At 47.9% G+C, this 22,382-nt stretch carries 17 protein-coding genes; 2 read left to right on the forward strand and 15 right to left on the reverse strand.

Annotation, left to right across the window (positions count from 1 at the left end):
• Positions 1–73: 73 nt before the first annotated feature.
• The 4 genes from I3X05_RS23025 to I3X05_RS23040 form a co-directional block, all read right to left on the reverse strand.
• On the reverse strand, positions 74–928 hold the full coding sequence (locus tag I3X05_RS23025; RefSeq protein WP_061894770.1) for a tagatose bisphosphate family class II aldolase: 855 nt from the start codon (positions 926–928) through the stop codon (positions 74–76).
• Positions 929–1,016: 88 nt separating this feature from the next.
• Positions 1,017–2,501, reverse strand: coding sequence for a DUF2264 domain-containing protein (locus I3X05_RS23030; RefSeq protein WP_193254884.1), 1,485 nt, complete (start codon positions 2,499–2,501; stop codon positions 1,017–1,019).
• Between the two features lie 93 nt (positions 2,502–2,594).
• Complete coding sequence (locus I3X05_RS23035; protein ID WP_337971494.1) at positions 2,595–4,193, reverse strand: sulfatase family protein; 1,599 nt, start codon at positions 4,191–4,193, stop codon at positions 2,595–2,597.
• A 10-nt stretch (positions 4,194–4,203) separates the two neighbouring features.
• Positions 4,204–5,430, reverse strand: a complete 1,227-nt coding sequence (locus I3X05_RS23040) for an anaerobic sulfatase maturase (RefSeq protein WP_045569209.1) — start codon at positions 5,428–5,430, stop codon at positions 4,204–4,206.
• 247 nt (positions 5,431–5,677) lie between these two features.
• On the opposite strand from I3X05_RS23040, the gene I3X05_RS23045 reads away from it, so the two are divergent.
• Both I3X05_RS23045 and I3X05_RS23050 read left to right on the forward strand, forming a co-directional pair.
• The gene (locus I3X05_RS23045) at positions 5,678–8,572 is read left to right on the forward strand and encodes a chondroitinase family polysaccharide lyase (RefSeq protein WP_337971495.1); all 2,895 of its coding nucleotides are present in this window, start codon (positions 5,678–5,680) and stop codon (positions 8,570–8,572) included.
• A 47-nt stretch (positions 8,573–8,619) separates the two neighbouring features.
• Entirely contained in the window at positions 8,620–11,772 is a 3,153-nt protein-coding gene (locus tag I3X05_RS23050) for a chondroitinase family polysaccharide lyase (RefSeq protein ID WP_337971496.1), read from the forward strand.
• A gap of 93 nt (positions 11,773–11,865) precedes the next feature.
• On the opposite strand, the gene I3X05_RS23055 is transcribed toward I3X05_RS23050, so the two are convergent.
• The 11 genes from I3X05_RS23055 to I3X05_RS23105 form a co-directional block, all read right to left on the reverse strand.
• Entirely contained in the window at positions 11,866–12,567 is a 702-nt protein-coding gene (locus tag I3X05_RS23055) for a carbohydrate-binding family 9-like protein (protein ID WP_193158079.1), read from the reverse strand.
• 236 nt (positions 12,568–12,803) lie between these two features.
• A complete protein-coding gene (locus tag I3X05_RS23060) occupies positions 12,804–13,880 on the reverse strand; it encodes a glycoside hydrolase family 88/105 protein (RefSeq protein WP_337971497.1) in 1,077 nt (358 codons plus the stop codon).
• A gap of 12 nt (positions 13,881–13,892) precedes the next feature.
• The gene (kduD, locus tag I3X05_RS23065; RefSeq protein ID WP_045569212.1) at positions 13,893–14,657 is read right to left on the reverse strand and encodes a 2-dehydro-3-deoxy-D-gluconate 5-dehydrogenase KduD; all 765 of its coding nucleotides are present in this window, start codon (positions 14,655–14,657) and stop codon (positions 13,893–13,895) included.
• A gap of 100 nt (positions 14,658–14,757) precedes the next feature.
• Positions 14,758–15,588: a 5-dehydro-4-deoxy-D-glucuronate isomerase gene (kduI, locus tag I3X05_RS23070; RefSeq protein WP_045569213.1), complete on the reverse strand. Its 831-nt coding sequence runs from the start codon at positions 15,586–15,588 to the stop codon at positions 14,758–14,760.
• Positions 15,589–15,600: 12 nt separating this feature from the next.
• The gene (nagA, locus tag I3X05_RS23075; RefSeq protein WP_337971498.1) at positions 15,601–16,755 is read right to left on the reverse strand and encodes an N-acetylglucosamine-6-phosphate deacetylase; all 1,155 of its coding nucleotides are present in this window, start codon (positions 16,753–16,755) and stop codon (positions 15,601–15,603) included.
• A gap of 2 nt (positions 16,756–16,757) precedes the next feature.
• Positions 16,758–17,195 carry a PTS galactosamine/N-acetylgalactosamine transporter subunit IIA gene (gene agaF, locus I3X05_RS23080; RefSeq protein WP_045569215.1) on the reverse strand — a complete coding sequence of 146 codons (438 nt, stop codon included), beginning with the start codon at positions 17,193–17,195 and terminating at the stop codon, positions 16,758–16,760.
• 53 nt (positions 17,196–17,248) lie between these two features.
• Positions 17,249–18,139: a PTS system mannose/fructose/sorbose family transporter subunit IID gene (locus I3X05_RS23085; RefSeq protein ID WP_337971492.1), complete on the reverse strand. Its 891-nt coding sequence runs from the start codon at positions 18,137–18,139 to the stop codon at positions 17,249–17,251.
• Positions 18,123–18,908 carry a PTS N-acetylgalactosamine transporter subunit IIC gene (gene agaW, locus I3X05_RS23090; protein WP_045571298.1) on the reverse strand — a complete coding sequence of 262 codons (786 nt, stop codon included), beginning with the start codon at positions 18,906–18,908 and terminating at the stop codon, positions 18,123–18,125. The genes I3X05_RS23085 and agaW overlap by 17 nt, the downstream gene beginning before the upstream one ends.
• Before the next feature lie 55 nt (positions 18,909–18,963).
• On the reverse strand, positions 18,964–19,461 hold the full coding sequence (locus I3X05_RS23095) for a PTS sugar transporter subunit IIB (protein ID WP_045571297.1): 498 nt from the start codon (positions 19,459–19,461) through the stop codon (positions 18,964–18,966).
• A 17-nt stretch (positions 19,462–19,478) separates the two neighbouring features.
• Complete coding sequence (locus tag I3X05_RS23100; RefSeq protein WP_425304507.1) at positions 19,479–20,642, reverse strand: SIS domain-containing protein; 1,164 nt, start codon at positions 20,640–20,642, stop codon at positions 19,479–19,481.
• A gap of 16 nt (positions 20,643–20,658) precedes the next feature.
• On the reverse strand, positions 20,659–21,936 hold the full coding sequence (locus I3X05_RS23105) for a D-tagatose-bisphosphate aldolase, class II, non-catalytic subunit (RefSeq protein ID WP_193254736.1): 1,278 nt from the start codon (positions 21,934–21,936) through the stop codon (positions 20,659–20,661).
• Between the last annotated feature and the right edge of the window lie 446 nt (positions 21,937–22,382).

Below are 22,382 nucleotides of genomic sequence, written 5' to 3' on the forward strand. Positions count from 1 at the left end.
ATTAGCTAGTAATAGTCACAATCGGTAAAGCACAAAATACTCTGAGGGCGAGGGGTCGTGCTAAAACGGGTAGTTATAGTTTATCTGCGCTGCGGCAAACGTTGATCTTCGAGATGATGACGTCACGCATGGCGGCTTTAGAAGCGACGTTGTAATGGCGAGGGTCATTCGCATCCGGGTTGTCAAGGAAGTACTGTTTTAGTGCGTTGGCGTACGCGATTTTTAGCTCTGTCGCAACGTTAACTTTACAGATACCCAGTTCGATACTGCGGGTGACGTCTTCATCCGACACGCCAGATGCACCATGCAATACCAGTGGTATGTCAGTTTTTGCTCGGATTTTTCCTAAACGATCAAAGTCCAGACGTGGCTCTTCTTTGTACATCCCATGAGCAGTACCAATGGCCACCGCCAGAGAGTCAATACCAGTGCGCTGAATGAATTCTGCAGCCGCATCAGGGTCTGTATACATTGCGTCTTTAGCATCAACAACAAGATCGTCTTCGATACCACCAAGACGGCCGAGCTCGGCTTCAACCGTACAATCCCATACGTGACAGAACTGAACGACTTTTTTAACCAGCTCAATGTTCTCTTCAAACTTGAAGTGCGAGCCATCAATCATTACAGATTTGATGCCGGCTTCAACTTTATTGCGGATATCTTTCATTGACTCGTGATGGTCAAGATGAAGCGCAATCGGCATGTGATAGCGACGTGCTGCTGCTTTACAAATATTCACCAGGTAATCGGTACCGGCGTAAGCGTAAGTACCAGGAGTACCCGCTAAAATAACAGGTGAACGCATTTCAGCTGCGGTCTCCAGTACGACTTGTACGGTTTCAAGATTGTGAATGTTAAATGCAGGAACCGCGTAACCGCCTTCTTGTGCTTTACGTAGCATATCCTGAGTTGAAACTAAAAACATGATAGACCCTCCAATTCTTTCGACAACTTTCGTTATAATAATCGAAAGTTGCCGAAAGTTAGCTGATCAAGATCACAGTTTGGCGGGACTAGAAAAAATTTGACATTTTCGAGCTATAGCACGTAACGCCTTTTCTCAAAAGGTTATTTTTGGGTCTGAATGCTCTTCCCAGCAGAATTTCTTTGCCTTTATCGAGGACGCTTTGGGTCTCTAAGCGTCGGCTCATCGGCGTTTGATCTTGAGTGTACTCCTGCTCAAAAATCACCACGACCTCTTTCGTTTCCTGACAACCAGTGACAAAAGCATAAATAGAAGGAATACGAAAGGAAAAATCTTCTTTTTCTACTGCGAGTGGCGCACTCTCTGCCTGCCATAATCCACATCGATCACCACAATACAGCGCGATATTGAGAGCGCGCAACGACCACAAACTGCTCGCTGGCCCGCTGTAGTTATCCGTGAGCCGTGCATCGCTAGCAAACAGCCCTTGTGTAGGCACACCATGCTTAAGCGCCCCATTGGCGATAAAGTATTCGAAGTTGGTTTGCAACGCGCGTTTCACCTCACCGGAATGGAGTGGTGTATCCATCGCGTCCTGTACATCAAGGTTTGCAATAAGTGGCGCCGCGGCGGCCAGGCGATAACACGCACTTCGCCCAAAAAACGGTAAGCCTTGCGGTGTGAATAAGTAACGGAACTTGCTGGAGAACTCACACAGATTGCGTCGAATGTAGTCACGGTCGAACTCTGGATTAATCTGATCGATCCAATACAGCGAGTAATGAAACCCCCACGCGTTATAAAAATCGTAGTTGCCTTTGGCGCCGTCTCGGAACCACCCTTCACCGACGTTGAACTCTTTCACCCGTTCATAACGCCACATATCAACGCACTCTCTACCGGTAAGCGATTGAATGACCAACTGAACGGTAACAGGGAATAAATGCCAGTTATTGTCGACCACTTGAACATGATTGACCTGTTCAAACCAGGCGATGATTTGATCTTTTTCGCTCTGAGTAAACGTATCCCATGCGCTCTCTTTGCTTGCCCATAACGCGAGTGCCAGATCGGCACTTTCGCACGTACGTTGGTCATAATCCTGGAGTGCGCCCCAGTAACCTTTATGTGTTGGGTTAGTGCCGGCAATAAAGGCGTGTTTTAACCAATTAATCGCATCGATCTTGCGCGCGTAAAACGGATCACTATCTTCAATTGGATCTCGCGCAGCCCAGAAGGCCAGCGTTGGCAAAACGCGGCTACACCCTTCCATCGCATCCATACGCGCACCCTGCTGGCTCGGCATGCCAGGATAATAAGCGTGAGTAAAATTATCGACACTGTAGTAAGCAAAAGCCTCAGCTATATAGTCAGCAAAATGCTCACACTTAGATTTAAGGCTCAACGAGGAATCACTGAATATCTGTTGGATTACGGCATCATTTTTACTCAGTGCATTTTTTCCGCGCAGCAGTTTGCTGATGTGTTGGCAAAACGTGCGCCAATAAAGTGCCAAATCTGGATGCTCATAGGGTATGGTCGGTCTTTCTGTGGCTTTAATGACTTTTTTCATCGGATACCTACATAAAAAAGGCTCCTGAAGGAGCCTTTTTTTATCTGTTACTGTTTGAATCAAAGGCTTCATTAATGAATGAAGACTTGGTCACTACTTCTTCGCTGACTCAGTCAGAATCTGGTAGCGGTCTTGGCCCCAATCCATAGGTGCAGGTTTGGTTTTGATCCACTCATAAAACGCGGCTTTCATCTCTGTGACTTTTTCAGGGTACTGTTTGGCTAAGTTGTTCGACTCTGAAATGTCTTTTGAGTAGTTATACAGCTCATACACATGATTACCATCGTCGTAAAAATGCAAAGACCACTCTTGATCTTTAATTGCCCACTCACCGCGAGATTTACGTTCAACGTAAGGGCTTGGCTCTACGTTGGGTTGTTTATAAGTGATCCAGTCCCAGTACTGTGACCAGAACGCGTCATTTTTCTCTGCATCATAGTGGAATGCACGCGGACCCGCCCAGTACAGATATGGGTGTGGCTTATTGCGCGCCCCTTGCATGGTTGGAAGAATATCAACGCCATCGACTTTCAACTCACTCGGAATATCAATCCCGGCAGCACTCAATGCCGTTGGCAGAATATCCATGGCCGATACTAAGGTATCGTTGGTACTGCGCTCTGGTAATACGCCTTTCCAGTGCGCAATGAATGGTACGTTAACACCACCACGGTAGCGCTGACCTTTGTATGCCTTATTCATGCCGTTACGAGGCATCGGAGATTCACCCACGGCGCCATTATCCGACAAGAAAAAAATGAGTGTATTTTCGTACTCACCTGTTTCTTTTAGCTTATCGATAATTTGGCCAATGCCTTCATCAGACGCATTGATGTGCGCATAGTATTTATCGACTTCCACGTTACCAGTATCGAACTTACTCATGTATTTATTCGGAGCAGGCTGTTCCAATGGAATGTGCGGTACAGAGTAAGCCAAATTGATAAAGAAAGGTTTATCTTCTTTCTCAGCTTTATCAATGAAGTTCAGCGCTTCATTGGTCAGATTGTGCGTGAGGAAACCCCAAGCGGTAATGTTCTCATAGTTACGGAAAACGGCTGGGGAGTTGTAAACGGCAGAACCAGAGGCAAAGTATGAGTATGAGTAATCAAAACCGCGATCATTCGGGAAAAACCCTTTTTCAGGTTTTGAAATTTCATTATCGTGGTAGTCACGCGTTCTTTGGTTCTCAGGCACCTTGGTTTTGGTGATCTTGGCGTTGTGATATTTACCAATATTTGCGGTGGCATAACCATTTTCCTGGAACAGCTCAGGAAGCATGGTGACATCACGCGGTACGCCATGGTGCGCATCATCATTACTGTAGATGCCGAAGCTGTGAGGGAAGCGTCCGGTTAAAATCCCTGCGCGTGATGGGCCACACACTGGCGTCGCAACGTAAGCATTGGTCATGCTTACCCCTTCTTTCGCCAGTTGAGTCACGTTAGGCATGGCGCGTTTTGCCGCGTCATAGGCTTTGTCGAAGTCGACTTTATAACGATCAGAGACAAAACGTTTTTTCAGCACCTCTTTTTCGATTTCACCCATCGCAAAATCCAGTTGCTGCTTCCCCAAATCGTCCATGACAATGACGAGTACGTTAGGTTTCTCGTCTGCGGCAAGGGAGTGCATTGGCGCGGCAATACACGCGGCCCCAACCATCCCTGCAAGCACGCTCTTTTTAAATGACATGATTAACCTCTTAACGGTTGTAAAATTGCGCCATCATCGGCATAACATCAGCAGCCAGGCCACCACGACGGATAGCTTCAGACATGTGATGCATTGCAGGCGCTGTATGTGTGAAAATTGCTTTGTAAGATGGGCATAAATAGTTCTGGCGATGATGCTCACCTTCAATGACATTGATGCGATGTTTTGGGCAACCGCCGTAGCACAACTCTTGAACGTTACAGTTAAGGCATTGACTCGTTAGTGTTCTGGATTTATCAAGACCAAAGTTACGTTGTTGCTTACTTAAAGCCAGTTGTTTGATGTTCGTCTGCATCATGTTCCCAAGGCGATTGTCGTCGTAAACATAGTGGTCACAGGAGTACATATCGCCATTGGCTTCGATGATCATCGCCTGGCCGCAGTTTTTGGCCTGGACACAGACCGAAGCAGAATGTCCCATCCAGCAGGCTAGAATGCTGTCGAACATACGCACGTATACCTTACCTACATCGTTGAGTACCCACTCGTTAAAGACGTCGATCATGAACTTGCCGTAGCCTTCGGCCGGTACAGAGAAAGGCGCCAATTCAGCATTTTCAACCGGTGAGTAGGATTGCACGCCTTTGTTGCATTCTGGGCGAATTTCGACGATAGGAATAAACTGTAGGAACTGAGAGCCGAGGTCTTTCAGTGCATGGTACACCTCTTTCCCTTTGTCCCAGTTTTCATCATTGATGACAGTTAAGGTGTTAAATTCGACGTTGTACTCTTTGAGCAAATCGATCGCTTGCTTAACACGCTGGAAAGTCGGTTTACCGTTGACCGATACGCGGTATTTATCGTGAATATCGGCTGTGCCATCGACCGAAACGCCAATCAAAAAACGGTTTTCAGCAAAGAATTCTGCCCATTGGCGGTTAATGCCAATTGCGTTGGTTTGAAAGCTATTGTGAATGGTTTTGCCGTTAGCAAATTGCTTTTGAAACTGAACCACTTTTTTAAAAAAGTCCAATCCCGCCAAGGTCGGCTCTCCGCCTTGCCAAGCAAAATCAATCACGTCAGCATCCTGAGATTCAATGTAATCGCGCACGTAACGTTTAAGGACACTGTCACTCATCAGATCTTGATTGCCTGAGTTCGGCGTGTGAATGGTGTCTTCTTTTTCTAAGTAAAAACAGTAGTCACATTTAAGGTTACAACGGTAACTGACGGGCTTAGCCATCATGTGAAAGTGTGTGGGTTTGCCTTTAGACATTGTGGCCTCCACGGAAGCGGTTCTTTAACAGGGGAATATACGTGAAACAGAAGCAACGACCAATGTTCTAGATCACAAAGCGAAACAAAACAAAAGTTTTTTGTTTTTATTCGAAAGCATTTGTAGCAAGATAAAAAGCAAATGTAAGCAGAGTTAGTTTTAATTCATGTCAGGCTCATTGCTAAGGTCAGCACTTATTATTGCTAGTGTAACATCCGCTTCTTTCGCATACGCGAGTACTTCACCGTTGCAATCCACCATTATCAGCTTTGAAGAACAAACGCGGCCAACGTTTGTTAGCCATGGTGAAATAAGTAAAAAACGTGCGATTTTAGGCGAGCAATCGTTACTTTGGAAATGGCGAGCTGGCGATATCCTTACGATCAAAAAACGCATCCAGCGCTACGATAACAAGCAAGCGAAAAAAGCGTTTGGTAAGAAAGCAACTCAAGTCATTTCGTTTTGGGTTTACAACGAAGTACCGTTAGATCAGTCGATGACCTTGTTACTTTCAAAGCAAGGCAATAATCCAAGTGAAAAAGCGATTAACCTCAATTTTAAAGGATGGCGCGCCTTTGGGTTATCTTTGGACAGTGACTTTGAGCAGCCCGTCACTAAAGAGCTCGATACCGTTCAGTTTGTGGCACCAACTCATGACTCTGGTGAGCTATTTATCGACCGAGTGATGTTTTCTATTGATGATGGCCGTTATCAGTGGTCGGATTATCATGTCAAAAACAGAATGGCAGGCCATTTCCCAGAGATCGACTTTGGATTACCCACTTCTTTACCTGAAGCGACTGAGCAACAAAAACAAGCGCTGAATGCGGTCAAACAAAAAACCATCACATTACTGGCAGACAGCAACATCAGACTTCCTGCTCTGCGAGCTAAATTTGATGACTTCCAAATACGAGAAGTGGAAGGAGTAATTCGTGGTCGGCACATTCTTACCGATAAGCAGCAAGTCATTTATAACTCACGCTATCTATTGCCTGAAGATTTAGAAGACTTTAAAGAATACGCCATTTTAGGAAAAAAAGACCAATTCGGGATCATCCAGCACCTTGGTTACTCCGATCTCATGCTCGATATTGCCAGTCGCTATGTTAAAAACAAAGATGCCGCAGAACGCGCGGCATTGTCTGAAATGTATCTCCTCATGACCAGGCATTTGCTCGATCAAGGTTTTGCTAAAGGCAGCAGTCTTGTCAGCACCCACCACTGGGGCTACTCATCACGAGGTTGGTATTCTTCCGCGTTGCTGATGCAAGATGTGCTTGAGCAGAACGACTTGCTGCCAGAAGTCTACGACGCTTTGCTTTGGCATGCGCGTGAGTTTAAAGCCAGCTTCGATATGGAGATAAAACCACAGAGCTCCAATTTAGACTATTTTAATACGCTATCTCGCCAGCATTTAGCACTCATTTTGCTCAATCCCGATGAAAAAGAGCGCGTTGCATTGGTAAGTAAGTTTGGCCATTTTATCACTCAAGCTCTGGCGCAAACACCACCATCGTCTTTTGATGGATTGCGTGATGATGGTACCGCTTATCGTCATATGGGGCATTACCCGAATTATGCGTTTCACGGATTTGATCATATCGCACAGGTCATTTATGCCCTTCACGGTACCGAGTTTGCGGTTCAAAAACCGGGATTGGATAAGCTTAAAAAAGCCATGATCGCTGGCTGGATTTATTCTAACCCTGTGGTGCCCATGGGCATTTCCGGGCGCCACCCTTTCGATGATTTAAGCGTTAAACGTTACGCGCAAGGTATGAAGTTATTAGCCAAAAGCTACCCACAACTTGATGAAGAGTTGGCTTCGATTTATCTGCAAATCAGGGGATTATCTTCAAAAGACAGTGCCAAACATTTTGGAAAAACCATCTCTCCAGCCACCCTGCCGGAGGGAAGCTGGTCGTTTAATGGTGGTGCGTTTGCCGTACATCGACACGGCACGCAAATGGCCTTTATGAAAGGGTATAACGATGTGGTATGGAGCTCTGAAATTTATACCCACGATAATCGTTACGGCCGTTATCAAAGCAATGGCAGCGTGCATGTGATGCCGTATGGCAAGCTGAAACAACACGGCTATCAAGAAAATGGCTGGGACTGGGCGCGTAACCCTGGCGCAACCGGAATTAAAGTCGATTTAGATAAACTCGAAAGTTTTACTCGTGATTCCCTGATGATGTATTCGAAAGAGGGAAAAAGCGCCGCTACCTCTTTAGACCAGAAGCATACCATCTTTAGTCACAAACACGTTGAGCGCAAATACCCGAATTTTGACCCCACATTCCGCGCCAATAAGCACGTATTGGCGACAGAAAACATGCTTTACATGACGGGAAATCACATTAGCAATTCTCTTAGTGACCATGACGAAGCAACGGAAACCACCTTATTCCAACTCGCCACCAACGGCAGCGCGACCAGCATCAATATTAATGGCTCTCTCCATTCTGATGCGAACTTAACCATCACACTGACCAATCACGACTGGTTAATTGATAGCAATAACGTGGGTTACTTTCTGATTGATGTGGACCCAGTTCGGGTTACCCGAAGCGTACAACACTCAGGCCATAACAAAACCAAAAAAGCGACTCAAGGCGAGTTCGTGACCGCTTGGATCGATCACGGGGTAAACCCGACGAACGCCCACTATGAATATTTGGTGGTGATGAATACCACAGCTGAAGAAATGCAGCAGCTCGCACAGCGTTATAAAAACGCCGCTCGTGATGCATCCGAAAAACCGGGCGAAATTCTAGAAACCAGTGATAACCACCACCTTGTCAGAGTAAATGGCTTATATGGATACAGTGCCTTTAGTGCTGCTCACTTCTCTCACGGTGTCTTGCAAGACGTCAGTCAAGCCGCTCAAGTGTTGGCACAGACGTTAGCAAGCGGAAACGTCAAACTCAGTGTGTCCGCGATGGATCTCAACCTCGTCAAAGAGTGGGCGTATGGGCCCACAGAGGCACCAAACAAGCCGGTCATCATTGAGCTGACTTTTCGGGGTAAGTGGCAAATAGATCAGGCCATTCGCCATCAATACCGCGATAACACAACCATAGTGACCATTTCAAGTCTATTTGGCGCCGCCACTGAATTTGAAATAAAACCCTAACAAATGCTTTGAATAACTTGAGACATGATTCTCACTTGGATACTTCAATGAAAAAAACCGCTCTCCTTCCTATAAATAAAGTCGCACTGTTAATTGGCAGTGCTTTAATGGCGCAAAGCGCTTTCGCTTCCCTTACACCCACGATCCTTAGTTTTGAGGAAAGCAGCATCCCGACGTGGATTAACAGCGATGTAACGGCGGTTAGCCTAAGTACTAAGCGCGCGATATTGGGTGATCAATCGCTCTTGTGGCAATGGAACGCAGGTGAAAAATTAGTGATAAATAAAACATTCACCCGCTATACCGATACCGAAGCTCGTGCACTCTACGGCAGTTCAGCCACACAGATTATTTCCTTTTGGCTGTATAACGAAACGCCAAGCGCATCCCACGCCACGCTGACGTTAGCCAATCCTGATGGCGCTTACCCACGTACCACCACCATTAATTTAAACTTCACCGGGTGGCGAAACGTGACACTATCACTTAATAATGACTTTACGTCATCAGTCCCAAATAAGTTTGGCCAAATCATACTAAACGCACCAAACACTGGTTATGGTAAGTTATATATTGACCGCATTATGGTATCCATTGATGACAGCCGTTACCAATGGAGTGATGATCAAATCACCACACGTTATCCAGTCGAAGAGATTAATTTCGGCCTGCCGGAGAACTTACCCGCACCGACCAGTGCAGAGCTCGCGGCCATCGAACAAATCAAAACCAGATTGATACAAAAGCTCGGTACGGGCAGTTCTAACCTTTCTGGCTTAGAAAGCAAATTCAATAGCTTTAATATTATCAAACGAGCTGATGGCACCATAACTGGCCGCCACCTTATTACTGATCCGCAGCAAACGCCGTACCAACCGAACCACCTCTCTGCGCAAGATAAAGCGGACTACAATGATTACGTCCTTCTGGGTGAAGGCGATAAATACAACTCAAAAATCACGGGATATGCTCAATTGATGCTTAATCTGGGCAAGGCGTATCACAATCCTCTTGCGAACAAAGATCGCATTGCTGAAATGTATACTCTCATGACAGAACACATGTTCGACCAAGGCTTTGTCGACGGCAGTGCGCTAGGAACAACCCATCACTGGGGTTACAGCGGCCGTTGGTGGTACCTTTCGGCATTGTTAATGGAAGAGCCTCTGCGTCAAGCGGGCCTGCTCGATGAAACCTATAAAGCGTTACTGTGGTTTTCTCGTGAATTCCGTAACCGTGGCTTCGAAATGAAGGTTACCCCAAGCAGCACGGATATGGACTTTTTCAATACCCTGTCACAGCAAAATCTGGCAATGATATTACTTAATCCAGATGAGAGAGAAAAAGTCGCACTGCTGCATAAGTACGCCGATTTCCTCTCTGCAACCCTTGATCGTAATCCTCCGGGCTACAACGATGGTTTTCGACCGGACGGCACCGCATGGCGACATAAAGGTCACTATCCAGGCTATGCATTCACAGCCTTAACTAGCATCGGGGATCTTGCTTATCTGATGAAAGGTGATGAGTTTGGCTTCCAAACTGGCGCTCTGGACACGATAAAAAAAGCCATGATATCAGCATGGATTTATACCAACCCGACGGTTCCTTTGTGTATAGCAGGTCGTCACCCTTTTACTGATCTATCCGTCAACAGCAATTTTGCTGAAAGCATGAAAAATATAGCCCTTAGTTACCCTACGGTAGACAAAGAGCTAGCGAGTATCTATCTCACGATAACTAAGCAAAGTGCAGCTCAAAGTGTGACTATTTTTGGAGAATCCATTACCCCAGCGACCTTGCCTGAGGGGAGCTGGACCTTTAACGGTGGTGCCTTTGCTGTTCATCGGGTAGGCGATCGTATGGCGATTTTCAAAGGGTATAACCAAGACGTTTGGTCTTCAGAAATCTATACCAACGATAACCGTTACGGTCGTTACCAGTCGCACGGCTCGGTGCATGTACTCCCGCTCGGGGACCCTGTCACTCATGGCTATAAGCAAGATGGATGGGACTGGAACCGTAATCCGGGCACTACCACTATCCACTTACCCATCAACGAGCTTGAAAGCCCTCGCTCTTCTACGCTGATGATACTCTCTGATGTCGGCTTATCGGGAGCGACATCGTTAGAAAACCAATACACACTATTTAGTTTTAAACATAAAGCACCACAAGATTTAGACCGTTTCGAGCCAAGCTTTGAGATGAACAAACATGCGCTAGGCTCAGAGAAATTTATCTATTTGACGGGTAATAACATCCGTAATCTGGATGGCAGAAATCGCACTGAAACGACTCTATTTCAATTGGCAATGCGTTCAGGAAAAGGGGTAAATATTAATGGTGTTGATTATACGGGAAGCACATTAAATAAAACCTTGCAGTCAGGCGATTGGATCATTGACGACAACCATGTCGGTTACTACCTCGTGAACACCGATCCGGTAAAGGTATACCGTGGTGGGCAAACGTCAAAGCATAACAAAACTAAAGCCGTTACCTTTGGCAACTTCTCTAGTGCTTGGATTGACCATGGCGTTGCTCCGAATAATAAGCAATACGAATACATCATGGTGATGGAAACTACACCACAAGAGATGACGCAACTGGCGAGCGCATTTAAAGCGCAACCACGTTTTGTAACCTTGCAAAGTGATGAACTGCGTCAAGTGGTGAAGGATACGTCATCCAATCTCTTCGGTTACACCAATTTTGCTGAGTCTACCTTTGATCAAGGCTACATCACTCATGTAGACAAGCCGTCTCAGACGCTGCTTCGTGTTGATGCCCTACAACAAAAAATGGTGTTATCAGGCGCATCACTGGATCTTAACTACCAAAAAGGCGTAGATAACCAGTTACTGCCAGATTTAACCACCGGACCTGATCCTGTCAGTATTACTTATACCATCAAAGGGAAATGGCAACTTTCAGCCGGTGATGCGCAAGTCGCCATCTCTGGCGATGAAACCATGGTGACATTAAGCAGCGACTTTGCCATGCCACAAGAAGTAACGCTCACAACAACGAGCTTGCCACTGATCCCTATGGAACCATCGATTCCAACGCAACCGGTAGAGCCAGAAGCACCCGAAGAACCAACATCTCCATCATCTTCAGGTGGCAGTGGTGGCTCGACATCACCATTACTGTTGTTTGGACTGGGTCTATTAGGGCTATTGCGTAATCAGCGTTAAGACGATGAATGCATCGCAACATAGAGTTTGCGATGCATCCGCGCATAAATATCGTCTTCAATAAAAAAGCGCCAATCAATGGCGCTTTTTATTTTATTTAACAAGTTTGCATGTACCAAAAGGTTTTGGATTATGAAACGCAGGTTTTGGAAGCCTAGGATCATTCCACGCAATCCAACCCATATCGATACCGCTTTCTGTCTTAGTAAACTCCGCACGCATTAGAGCGCAAATTAGCTCAGTTTTGTCATTATTCTGCCACAGCTGCATATTGGTTAACGTCGACATCGGGATAGAGCCTTCGACCAAGTAGCCATAATCCGTGACGGTAGAGCTAGTTTTTAGCCCTTCCCACTCATATTCTATTAAAGAGGTGCGTTTATTAATTTTCGTATCGAAAGTACCTATCGCGCTATATATTTGATCTTTAGCATCGATCTCCATCGTGTAATATTTTTCTAGATCGCGATTTTTCGCTAAAAATATTTCAACGCGGTCGGAATCCAAGGCGCCACGTTCACCTTCGCCAATCGTGACATGCTTGTCATCCACTCGGTAACGGAAATAGATGGCTTCATCATCCCAAACTGCTTTAAATTCGGTCGCAGGTGCTAGTTTTGTATCCCAAGGAAAAGTAAACTGAGTCAGAGCGTCCGCTTTTCCCCATGCGCCATCATCTTCATTTGCATCAATAACTGGCGCATTTTCAACATGTTGAATCAAATAGGTGTCGCCTGCGTAAATAGCAGATGAGAAGAGTACAGAAGCAATACTAATCGCAATGAGTTTTTTCATAAATATTCCTAAAAAGTATTTACATATTAAAGATAAATATATTTCACATTACGCGGCAATTTTATCAAAAATGTATTTATAAAACTTTGATTTAACCTATAAAAATATATTAAATACAAAAATAAATAGAATAAAAAAAGAAAATACATATGTGATTTTATTATTTTACTTTATTTTTTATCCATAAAAAAAGCGGCGCATTAGCGCCGCTCTCTCTTTACCATTTATGCTGCACGTTACGCTAGCTTCGATACTTCAATCGCCGCCAGAATAAACGCCCCGGCCCCGTAATCTATGTTGTGCTCAAACTGCACATCACGCGGGTTGAATGCCGGCAACTGTACCCAGCCGATCATGCCGTTGTCATGAATAGCTGTTTCTAACGCCGCCCACGCTTTGTGCACGATAGGCTGGTAGGTCGCGTCATCCAGTAAACCCTGGTTGAGGCCCCACGCCAGTCCAAAGGTGAACAGTGCCGTGGCGCTCGATTCCGGTGCCGGGAACGAATCCGGATCCAGCAGGCTCGCCCGCCAAAAACCGTCGTCATGCTGGTACTTCACCACTTCTTTGGCGAGGTTAACGAACAGGGTGCGGTAGCACTCGCGCTCGTCAAAGTTTTCTGGCAGACGCTCGAGGATGCGCGGCACGGCGGCCAGCATCCAGCCCAGTCCGCGCGACCAGAAGACTTTTTCACCATTGGCTTCACGAAACTCGCTGCCGCCATCCCCAAATTCGTTTCGGTACTTTTGCCCCACTTCGGTTGGCATGTAGCGATAATCACGGTAGTACAGGCCCGTCTCCGGATCGTACAGGTGATTCACCGAGTCCCAGAAGGCGTTGTGCATGTAGTTGACATACTTGTCGTCACCGGTTTCGCGTGACAGTGCCGCAAACGCCGGCGGCGCCATGAACAGCGAATCCACCCACCACCAGTCTCGGTGACCCGGTTTCGGATCGTTGACCATAAGGTCGAACGCTTTAATGGTTGGCTCTAACGCTTCCGGAATGTTCACCGTTGGGTACACGTCCAGGTACGCCTGCGCGCACACGTGGTCGTCGGCAAAGCACGGGAAGGCGCCAGTACGAAAACCAGTGTGCAGGGTGTAATTCATCACCCCATAGAGGTACTCTTGATCGTCTGTCGCTTTCCAGGCGGCAGCCACGGTGGACCAGAAAACGCCGCGCTCCCAGTCGGTATCTTTGATGAAGCGCGTGGCCCCGCTGCGGCGGATCACGCTGCGCGTTTGGTTTGCCACTTGGTAGCGGTAAACGCGTTTCATCTGATCCAGTACGTGCGCTTTATTGAGTGTCATGCCGGCTCCTTATTAGCGAGCTAACCAGCCGCCATCCACGGCAAGAGTATAACCAGTGACGTAGTTTGAGGCGTCTGAAGCTAGGAAGGTGACCGGGCCTTGCATGTCGGTTGGTAGACCCCAACGACCCGCTGGGATGCGCTCCAAGATAGCCTGGTTGCGCGCCGCGTCTTCACGCAGAGCCTGAGTATTGTTGGTCGCCATGTAACCCGGGGCGATCGCGTTCACCTGGATGTTGTGGCCAGATAGTTCGGTCGCCAAGGCGCGGGTGATGCCCATTACGGCCGATTTAGAAGCGGTATAAGAGATCACGCGAATGCCGCCTTGGAACGAGAGCATGGAGGCGATGTTGATGATTTTGCCGCCTGACTGCTGCGCGATGAAGTGTTTTGCCACTGCTTGAGATAGGAATACCACAGCTTTTTGGTTGATGGCGATGACGTCATCCCAGTTATCTTCTGAGAAGTCGAGCAGGTCTTCACGGCGGATGATGCCGGCGTTGTTCACTAGGATGTCCACACGCCCCATGATCTCAACCGCTTGGTCAACAAGCTCGGTCAGTGCTGCCTTGTTTGAGTTGGCAATAAGGTTCGCGTTGATGTATTCAAAACGACGGCCTTCGGCTTCGATCATCGCTTTGGTTTCTGGTGCGTCTACGTAGCCAATACCCAGTACATCAGCGCCGGCTTTGGCCAGCCCCACGGCCATGCCTTGACCAAGCCCCGTATCACAGCCAGTGACAATCGCGACTTTACCTGTTAAATCGAACATGTTCATGATGCATTTCCTTTATAAAGCAGCCCTCACGCACGGTTGTCTTCGAGGGTGAGCATGAGAGCGTGTATTAATCGTTAGTATGAAAAATCAGTCGCCTGATTTAGCGTAAGTCAGACATGGCCACGTGGTCCATGTCGTCAAAAGTCTGGTTTTCCCCACACATAGACCAGATGAATGAGTACGCGGCGGTGCCAACACCGGAGTGGATCGACCAACTTGGTGATATCACGGCTTGTTTTTCACGCATCACGATGTGACGGGTTTCCGTCGGCTCGCCCATGTAGTGGAACACGACGTTGTCATCCGTCATGTCAAAGTAGAGGTACACTTCCATGCGGCGCTCGTGCGTGTGGCATGGCATGGTGTTCCACAGCGAGCCCTGGTGCAGTTGGGTTAAGCCCATGGTCAGCTGACACGTTGGCAGCACCGACGGCACGATGTATTTGCTGATGGTGCGCACGTTGCAGTTTTCGGCCTTGCCCAGCGTGACTTTTTCTGCATCATCGAGGGTGATTTTGCGCGTTGGGTAGGCGTGGTGCGCCGGGGTGGAGTTCATGTAGAACTGCGCAGGAGTACTGGCGTCAACGCTTTCAAAGGTGACGTCTTTGGCGCCCATACCGATGTACAAAGCTTCGCGCTCGGCAATCTCGTAGACCTGACCATCGACGGTGACTTTGCCCGCTTCGCCAAGGTTGATCAGACCCAATTCGCGACGCTGCAGGAAGTACTCCACGCCAAGCGCTTTGCCTGCGGCTAACTCCAGTGGCTTTTGCGTTGGGACGATGCCACCAAAAAGGATGCGATCGATGTGCGAGTAGGTCAGTGTGATTTCACCGTTGACAAACACGGTGTCGACAAGAAATTGTTCACGCAGCCCGTCGGTGTCGAGCGTTTTCGCGTGTGCACTGTGAATGGGTTGACGAATATCCATTAGGAACCCTCGTTATTCTTGAGAATGAAATGCCCACTGCCCCTTGATTAGGGTGCGGTGAACGTGCAGTTGATCGTCCATGACGACCAAGCTGGCATCAAAACCGGCGGCAATCGAGCCTAAACGCTGCTCGAGTCCGAGGTAGCGCGCAGGCACAGCGGTGCTCATTTGAACCGCTTCCCATAGAGGGATCTTTGCATCGAATACCATGGTGCGCAGCGCTTTGTCGAGGCTGCAGGTGCTGCCGGCCAGAGAGCCGTCTTGGGTTATGGCGTTGCCATCGGTGACGGTGACGGTTTGCGCGCCGAGGACATAGTCGCCATCGGGCATGCCACCGGCACGCATGCAATCGGTAATGAGGACCATTTTCTCGTACCCTTTCATGCGGTGCGCCAGATTCATCATCACCGGATTGACATGCACGCCATCGGGGATGATTTCGGCCAGCATGTCGTGATACAGCACCGCGCCGGCACAGCCGGGCTCACGGTGGTGCAGCCCCAACATGCCATTAAACAGGTGCACGCCACAGTCAGCGCCATGCTGATGTGCTTCGGTCACCTGATCGAAGGTGGCGCTGGTGTGGGCAACGCTGACTTTGATCCCGCGAGCTACCAACCAGTCAATCACAGCCATCGAGCCGTCGTATTCCGGCGCGAGTGCCACGCGCAGTAAGGAGTCACCGGCGCAGGAGCTGAGCTGCTCAAGCTCATCCAGTGTCGCGGCTTTTAAAAAGCGCGCTGGGTGCGAACCACGAAACGGTTCGGTAAAGTAAGGCCCTTCTAAGAATGAGCCTACCAGTTCGGCGCCCGAGGTCTGGCCTTGTGCGATGAAGTCGTTCACGCCACTGAGCGCGGCGTGGATCTCGTCCATCGGCGCGGTGACGGTGGTGCCACACCAGGCGACAACGCCCGTTTCAGGTAGGGCATCGCTGATGGTTTGTAGCGCCTCAGGTGTGGCGTCCATGACGTCACAACCGGCGCGGCCGTGAATGTGAATATCAACAAAGCCAGCCATCAGAGACAGGTCTTCAAGGCGAATGCACTCACAATCACTTGGGATCTGCTTGGTCACCGCTTCGATGGTATCGCCATTGACGATCACGGCGGTGGCGTGCTCCACCCCATTTGGGGTGAAGACCTTATCCGCTAATAGGGCGAAACGCATACTTATAAACCGTTGTCGTCATCTGCCGCGGCCGCGCTGATTTTCGCGAGCGCCTGACGCATCGATTGCATGGTCGAGCCACCGATTTCCAACAAGGTTTCGACCAAGTCGTCGAGGTTGCTGCCATCGCGCTCAAACGCCGAGTTGGCGATCATCGCTAGGTTCACACCCGCCACTATTTCTATATTCGGGGTGTCCAGCATGATGTTCATCGCACGGTTGCATGGTGAGCCGCCCAGAACATCACATAAAAATAGCACGCCGTCACCGGTGTTGACCGCTTTCGCTGCTTTACGTAGCTCGTCTTCTAAATCGTCAGTAGACATGGATTCCAAGAAGTCGACAAATTCAAACTGATCTTGTTCGCCAGCGATGGCGTGAAAGGCCGACTGCATGCCGGTCGCGAAGTTGATGTGGCCTGAAACAACAATACCAATCATGAGAAAATTCCTTAAAAATAAGGGGAAGCGATTGTTTCCCCCTTTACTCAGACTTAGAGAATGCCCAAATAGTGGCCCACGACGCCAAGCGCGAGCGTGCCAAAAATCAGTACCGGTGGCTTGGCAAAGAAGCCTTTGCCGCGCACCATTTTGAACATGAAGAACACGAGCGCCAGTGGCAGCAGGTTCGGCATAATCTTGTCAAACAAATCGTGCTGTAGAGAGACCACTTTGCCACCCATTTCGAGCTCCAGCGTGGTGTGCACTTTGATGAAAGTAGCGGTCAACGCACCAATCACGAACAGCCCCATGATGTTAGCCGCACGCGCGAGCCTCTCGGTCACGCCACTCATAGCGCTCATCGCTTTCGCACCAGCGTTGTAGCCAAGAAACATCAAGCCAAAATACGCTAAGAAGTGCGGAATTTGGTACAGTACGAAGAACACAAATGGGCCGGCAATCGAACCATCGGCGGCAATCGCCGCACCCAGTGCTAAAGTCAATGGCATCAGTGTCATGTGGTCAAGCGCATCCCCGATACCACCTAGTGGCCCAAGACCGGCTACTTTCACGGCATTGATGGTGCTTGGCTTTTCTTTGTTCTCTTCCATTGCCACGGACAGACCAAGTAGAAAAGTGAACAGTTTTGGCGAGCTGTTGAAGAACTGGAGGTGGTTTTTCAACGAGGTCGAAAAATCACGTTTGTTGTTGCCGTGAATTTTTTTCAACGCTGGGATCATCGAGTACGCGTAACCGCCAGCCTGCATACGTTCGAAGTTAAAGTTGCCTTCCATGAACAGGCCACGCAGGGCACACATAATAAGCTCACGCTTGGTGATCACTTTACGTACTTCGTTGTCTTGGTATGCATCAATCTCATCGGTGAAACGTTCTGTTTGCTCCGCTTCTTTTGGAAGCGCGTCTGTATTAAATACCGTCGTCATCGTAATTCTCACTTTGCACAGAGTTATTGCCTACTGCTGCCTGGGTTTGGCTGCCTGTCATGAAGTAGTAAAGGACCGCGGCTGATCCACCAAGTACCGCTACCGCCATGATCGGCAGTTTAAGGTATGTGGTCATCACGAAACCAATGAAGAAAATCCCCGCCATCTCTTTGTTCCACATCACTTTTAACAGCATGGCAAAACCGATAGCGGGCACCATTTTCGCACCGATACCTAGACCTTCAAGCAGCATAGTTGGCGCATTTTCGTCAATCCACTGTGCCGCATGCTCACCAAAGTATACCGTGATGAACGCGACCACCGAGTACATCGTGGCACGGGCAGTCAAAATACTGATTAATAAGAAGTCGATACCACGAGAGTCACCGCGCTCAGCGCAGTCGTCCGCTTTACCCATTGCGAACGAGGACATGGCAAAGAAACCGATGATCAACATCTGCATCAGTACCGCAATTGGCATGCCCACACCCATTGCGATTTCTGGAGTTTGGTTGGTCATTATGGCAAACGCCACTGCGGCAATGGTCCCCATGGTCACATCTGGCGGCTGAGCGCCCGCGTTTGGCACTAGGCCAAGCCACGCAAGCTCTAAAACCGCACCGGTCATCAGACCAAGTTCCAGATCACCCATGATCAGACCAACAATCGGGCCAGTGATCAGCGGACGGTGAATGTTCAGTGCCACATCGTATTTATCGATACCACACAGGAACGCCCACACCGCTACAAGCATTGCTTCAAATAGCATTGTCTCTTTCCTTTATTTGGGCCGGGGATAGTTTTCCTATACCGGCGGTTGAGAATTACGCGCTCGCTTTCGCTAGTGTCAACACCTCAACCGGATCTTGGTCTGGGGTGTTCTGGATAGTCGAGAGCACATTACATGCGGCGATGCGCTCAAACGCCGTGATATCTTTCGCATCCACCGATACGGTTTTGGTGATTTGACGTTTACCTTCATGGAAGTGCATGTTACCCACGTTCACCGCCTTAATCGGTACGCCGCCTTCAATCAAACGCGCAACGTCGGTTGGGTTCGAACACACGATAAAGATTTTTTGCTCAGGCTTGGCTTTACCAATGATGGTGCACAGTTTGTCGACTGAGTAAAATGAGGTTTTGAACTCTCCGCCGGCCGAGGCACGCATCGCTGCTTGAGAGAACTCGGCGGTTGGGCCTTCGGCCACATCGTCGTTACACACGATACAAGTGTTAGCGCCAGAAGCCGGCATCCAAGTAATTTTCACTTGGCCATGCAATAGACGCTCGTCTATTCGGCACCATACAATATTCGCTGACATAGTATTGAAACCCTCAGTTATGATTCAAATTGGTGGATGATCACGCCTTGCACGACACGGTTGACTTCGCCCGTTGGGCAAGGATTATCAGGTGTAATGTCTAGCGCTAACGAATGGAAGAATGAGTACTCTTGAGCCACAATTAAGTATGGGAAAATCAACTCAACATCAGAAGCCGCTTCTAGGCCATCAATATGCAGGTAGTGACCATCAGTGACAATATCATCTAGTTGCGCAGCAACTGCCACCACTTGTAGTGCTAGGTTATCACGACGTAATTCTGTCAACAGGTCTAAGTCGTATTGACGTGTGTATGGGTTATTCGAGATGTAGACCATGACCAATGTTTCATCATCAATAATTGACTTAGGACCGTGACGGAAACCAAGTGGCGAATCGTACATAGCAACCACTTTGCCCGCCGTCAGCTCTAGTAATTTTAGAGCAGACTCTTGAGCCAGACCTTGGAAACCACCGGAACCGATATAGATCACACGTTTTGCATCTTTCGCCACGATGTCACGAATTGGTGCACACACGTCTTGGATCAGCTTTTTAGATTGTTCACATACTTTCTCGAAATCTTGTGAACTGGCTTTGTTGAAAGTTAAGAACGAGAATGCCGCCATCATCATTGAAGAGAATGAGGAAGTCATTGCGAATGACTTATCGTTAGTCTCTGCCGGCATCAGTACCGCTAGAGAACGCACATCGCTTTGACAACGGTTGTAAAGCTGACCGTCTGCGTTACAAGTAACCACTAGGTGGAAACAATCAGACAAGACTTGAGAAGCCAAATCTACCGCACGCACGGATTCTGGTGAGTTACCAGAACGAGCAAATGACACCAACAGTGTTGGGATATCTTCAGCAAAGTACTGAGATGGGTTTGACACGATGTCTGTGGTCGCAATAGCTTCTACGCGGCAGTTTAATTCTTTCGCTAGGATTGGCGCTAACGCTTTACCGGCAAATGCAGACGTACCCGCACCTGTCATCACAATTCGTAAGTTCTCTTTGGCAAACAGTGGCGAAAGAAACGCTTCTGCTTGCGCACGACATTCATTCACAATCGCAAGGGTTTTTAACCAACAATCTGGTTGTTGCTCGATTTCTTTTGCTGTCCAGAAACCTTTGTTCGTTTCTAGATCAGCAATGTCAATGCCTAGGTGTTTCATTATTTAGTCACTCGTATAATTAAAACTTACAAGCACGTGCGTAGATTTCTAGCACGGTCTTTTGAATCTTGTTGATAACAAACGCTTTCGGGTTGTTTTCTATTTCACCGCTACGCAGTGCTGCATAACCTTCAGGTAGGTGTTGGCTCGCAAGCGCAAGAGGTAATCCCTCTTTTAGGTTGGCAAACAGCTTGTCAACGGCAGCTTGAATAGTTTCATCTGCCCAGTAGTAACGGATACGATCAGATAGAGAGTAAGAACGTGAAAATTTTTGCTCTGCTTCGTTACCGTGGTAGTACTTCGCCCAGTTATCTGGTTTTGCAAGCATCACAGATTCGATAACGTTACGTAGGTTAGAGCGTTGCTCGATAGGTAGTATTTCATCTTCAATCGCACAGAGACCGTATAGGGCTTCACGCATAGCAAAAGTTAGCTGCGGGCCCACTTTTAAGATCGCAAAGTGATCGCGAACTAATAGAGCGTAGTTTTCTGGAGATTGGTAATCGGTTGAGTGTGCTTCAAACAGTATATTCTCAAACTCGTTAACCACTTTTGATAGTTCAGCCGCTGACTCTGGTTTGTAATCAATCACACTAGAGTGGTCAAACTCAACGGCAGGTTGTACAACCAAGCCTACAACGCGATCCCAACAATCTAAGCCAGCAGCAGCAAATGCGTCCTTGTGTGCTTTAATAGTTTGACGAGCCGCTTCTGGTGACGTTGGTTGCACTTCGTGTAACTCTTCAGTTTCACCACCCGGTACTGGCACTTCTGTACCAACCACATATGTAAATGCCCGTGCAGTACCAAAATTTTTCACTGCTGTGTCTTCTGCAATTTTCGCAAGGCGCGCAGCACGTTCAGCCACGATCTCATCCGTTAAAGACACAGGATCATCGGCACATGGCATCGAACAGTCTAAGTGAATTTTCGTAAATCCCGCAGCAACGTAAGTTTCGATAAGTACCTCTGCTTTTGCCATCGCTTCCGCAGCTGGTTCATCTTGCCAACGGTTTGGACCTAAGTGGTCACCGCCAAGGATCAAGTTTTCAGCGTTAAAGCCATGTGCTTCTGCTAAGTTAAGAACTAAATCACGGAAGTCAGCAGGTAACATCCCCGTATAGCCGCCGAATTGATCAACTTGGTTCGACGTTGCTTCAATCAAAAGCGGGGATTTGTCTTTTTTCGCTTGCAGAATAGCTGCTTCAAGAACAAGAGGGTGAGCAGAACATACGGAGTAAATGCCGTTTTCGTTACCAGCTTTATGCTGCTTTACTATGTTCAGTAGAGTTGTCATGTAATCACTCCAAAGTGGATCAATTCGGTATAAGTCTTACCCGACGTTTCTATGAAGTTCGAATACGAAAAAGGCGCATGTTGTAAGGTTTTAAACGATGACGTCTTCGACTACGTCATCCCAATCCAGACGCCAAACTTGCACCAACTTCAGATGAAAGGCCATAGCAACACCGAGTTCATTCGTCATAGCTACATCAATAAAAACATCATCCAAGCAAAGAATGTTTCCGTCGTTGTAATGCCAGAATTACTGTGTTATCCCCATTTCACAGAGCGACACCCTAGTAAAAATAAGATGGTGTTTAGACACTTCATAGGTGAAATTGAAAGGAGCAATTTATCCAATTCGAAGTGCCCACTGGTTATTCTGTAATAATAACAAATGAACTTTCATTTTTCTTCGATTTGATGATACGAAAAAAAACAAAAGCCACACAATACGAA

Source organism: Vibrio navarrensis (assembly GCF_015767675.1).
GTDB lineage: Bacteria > Pseudomonadota > Gammaproteobacteria > Enterobacterales > Vibrionaceae > Vibrio.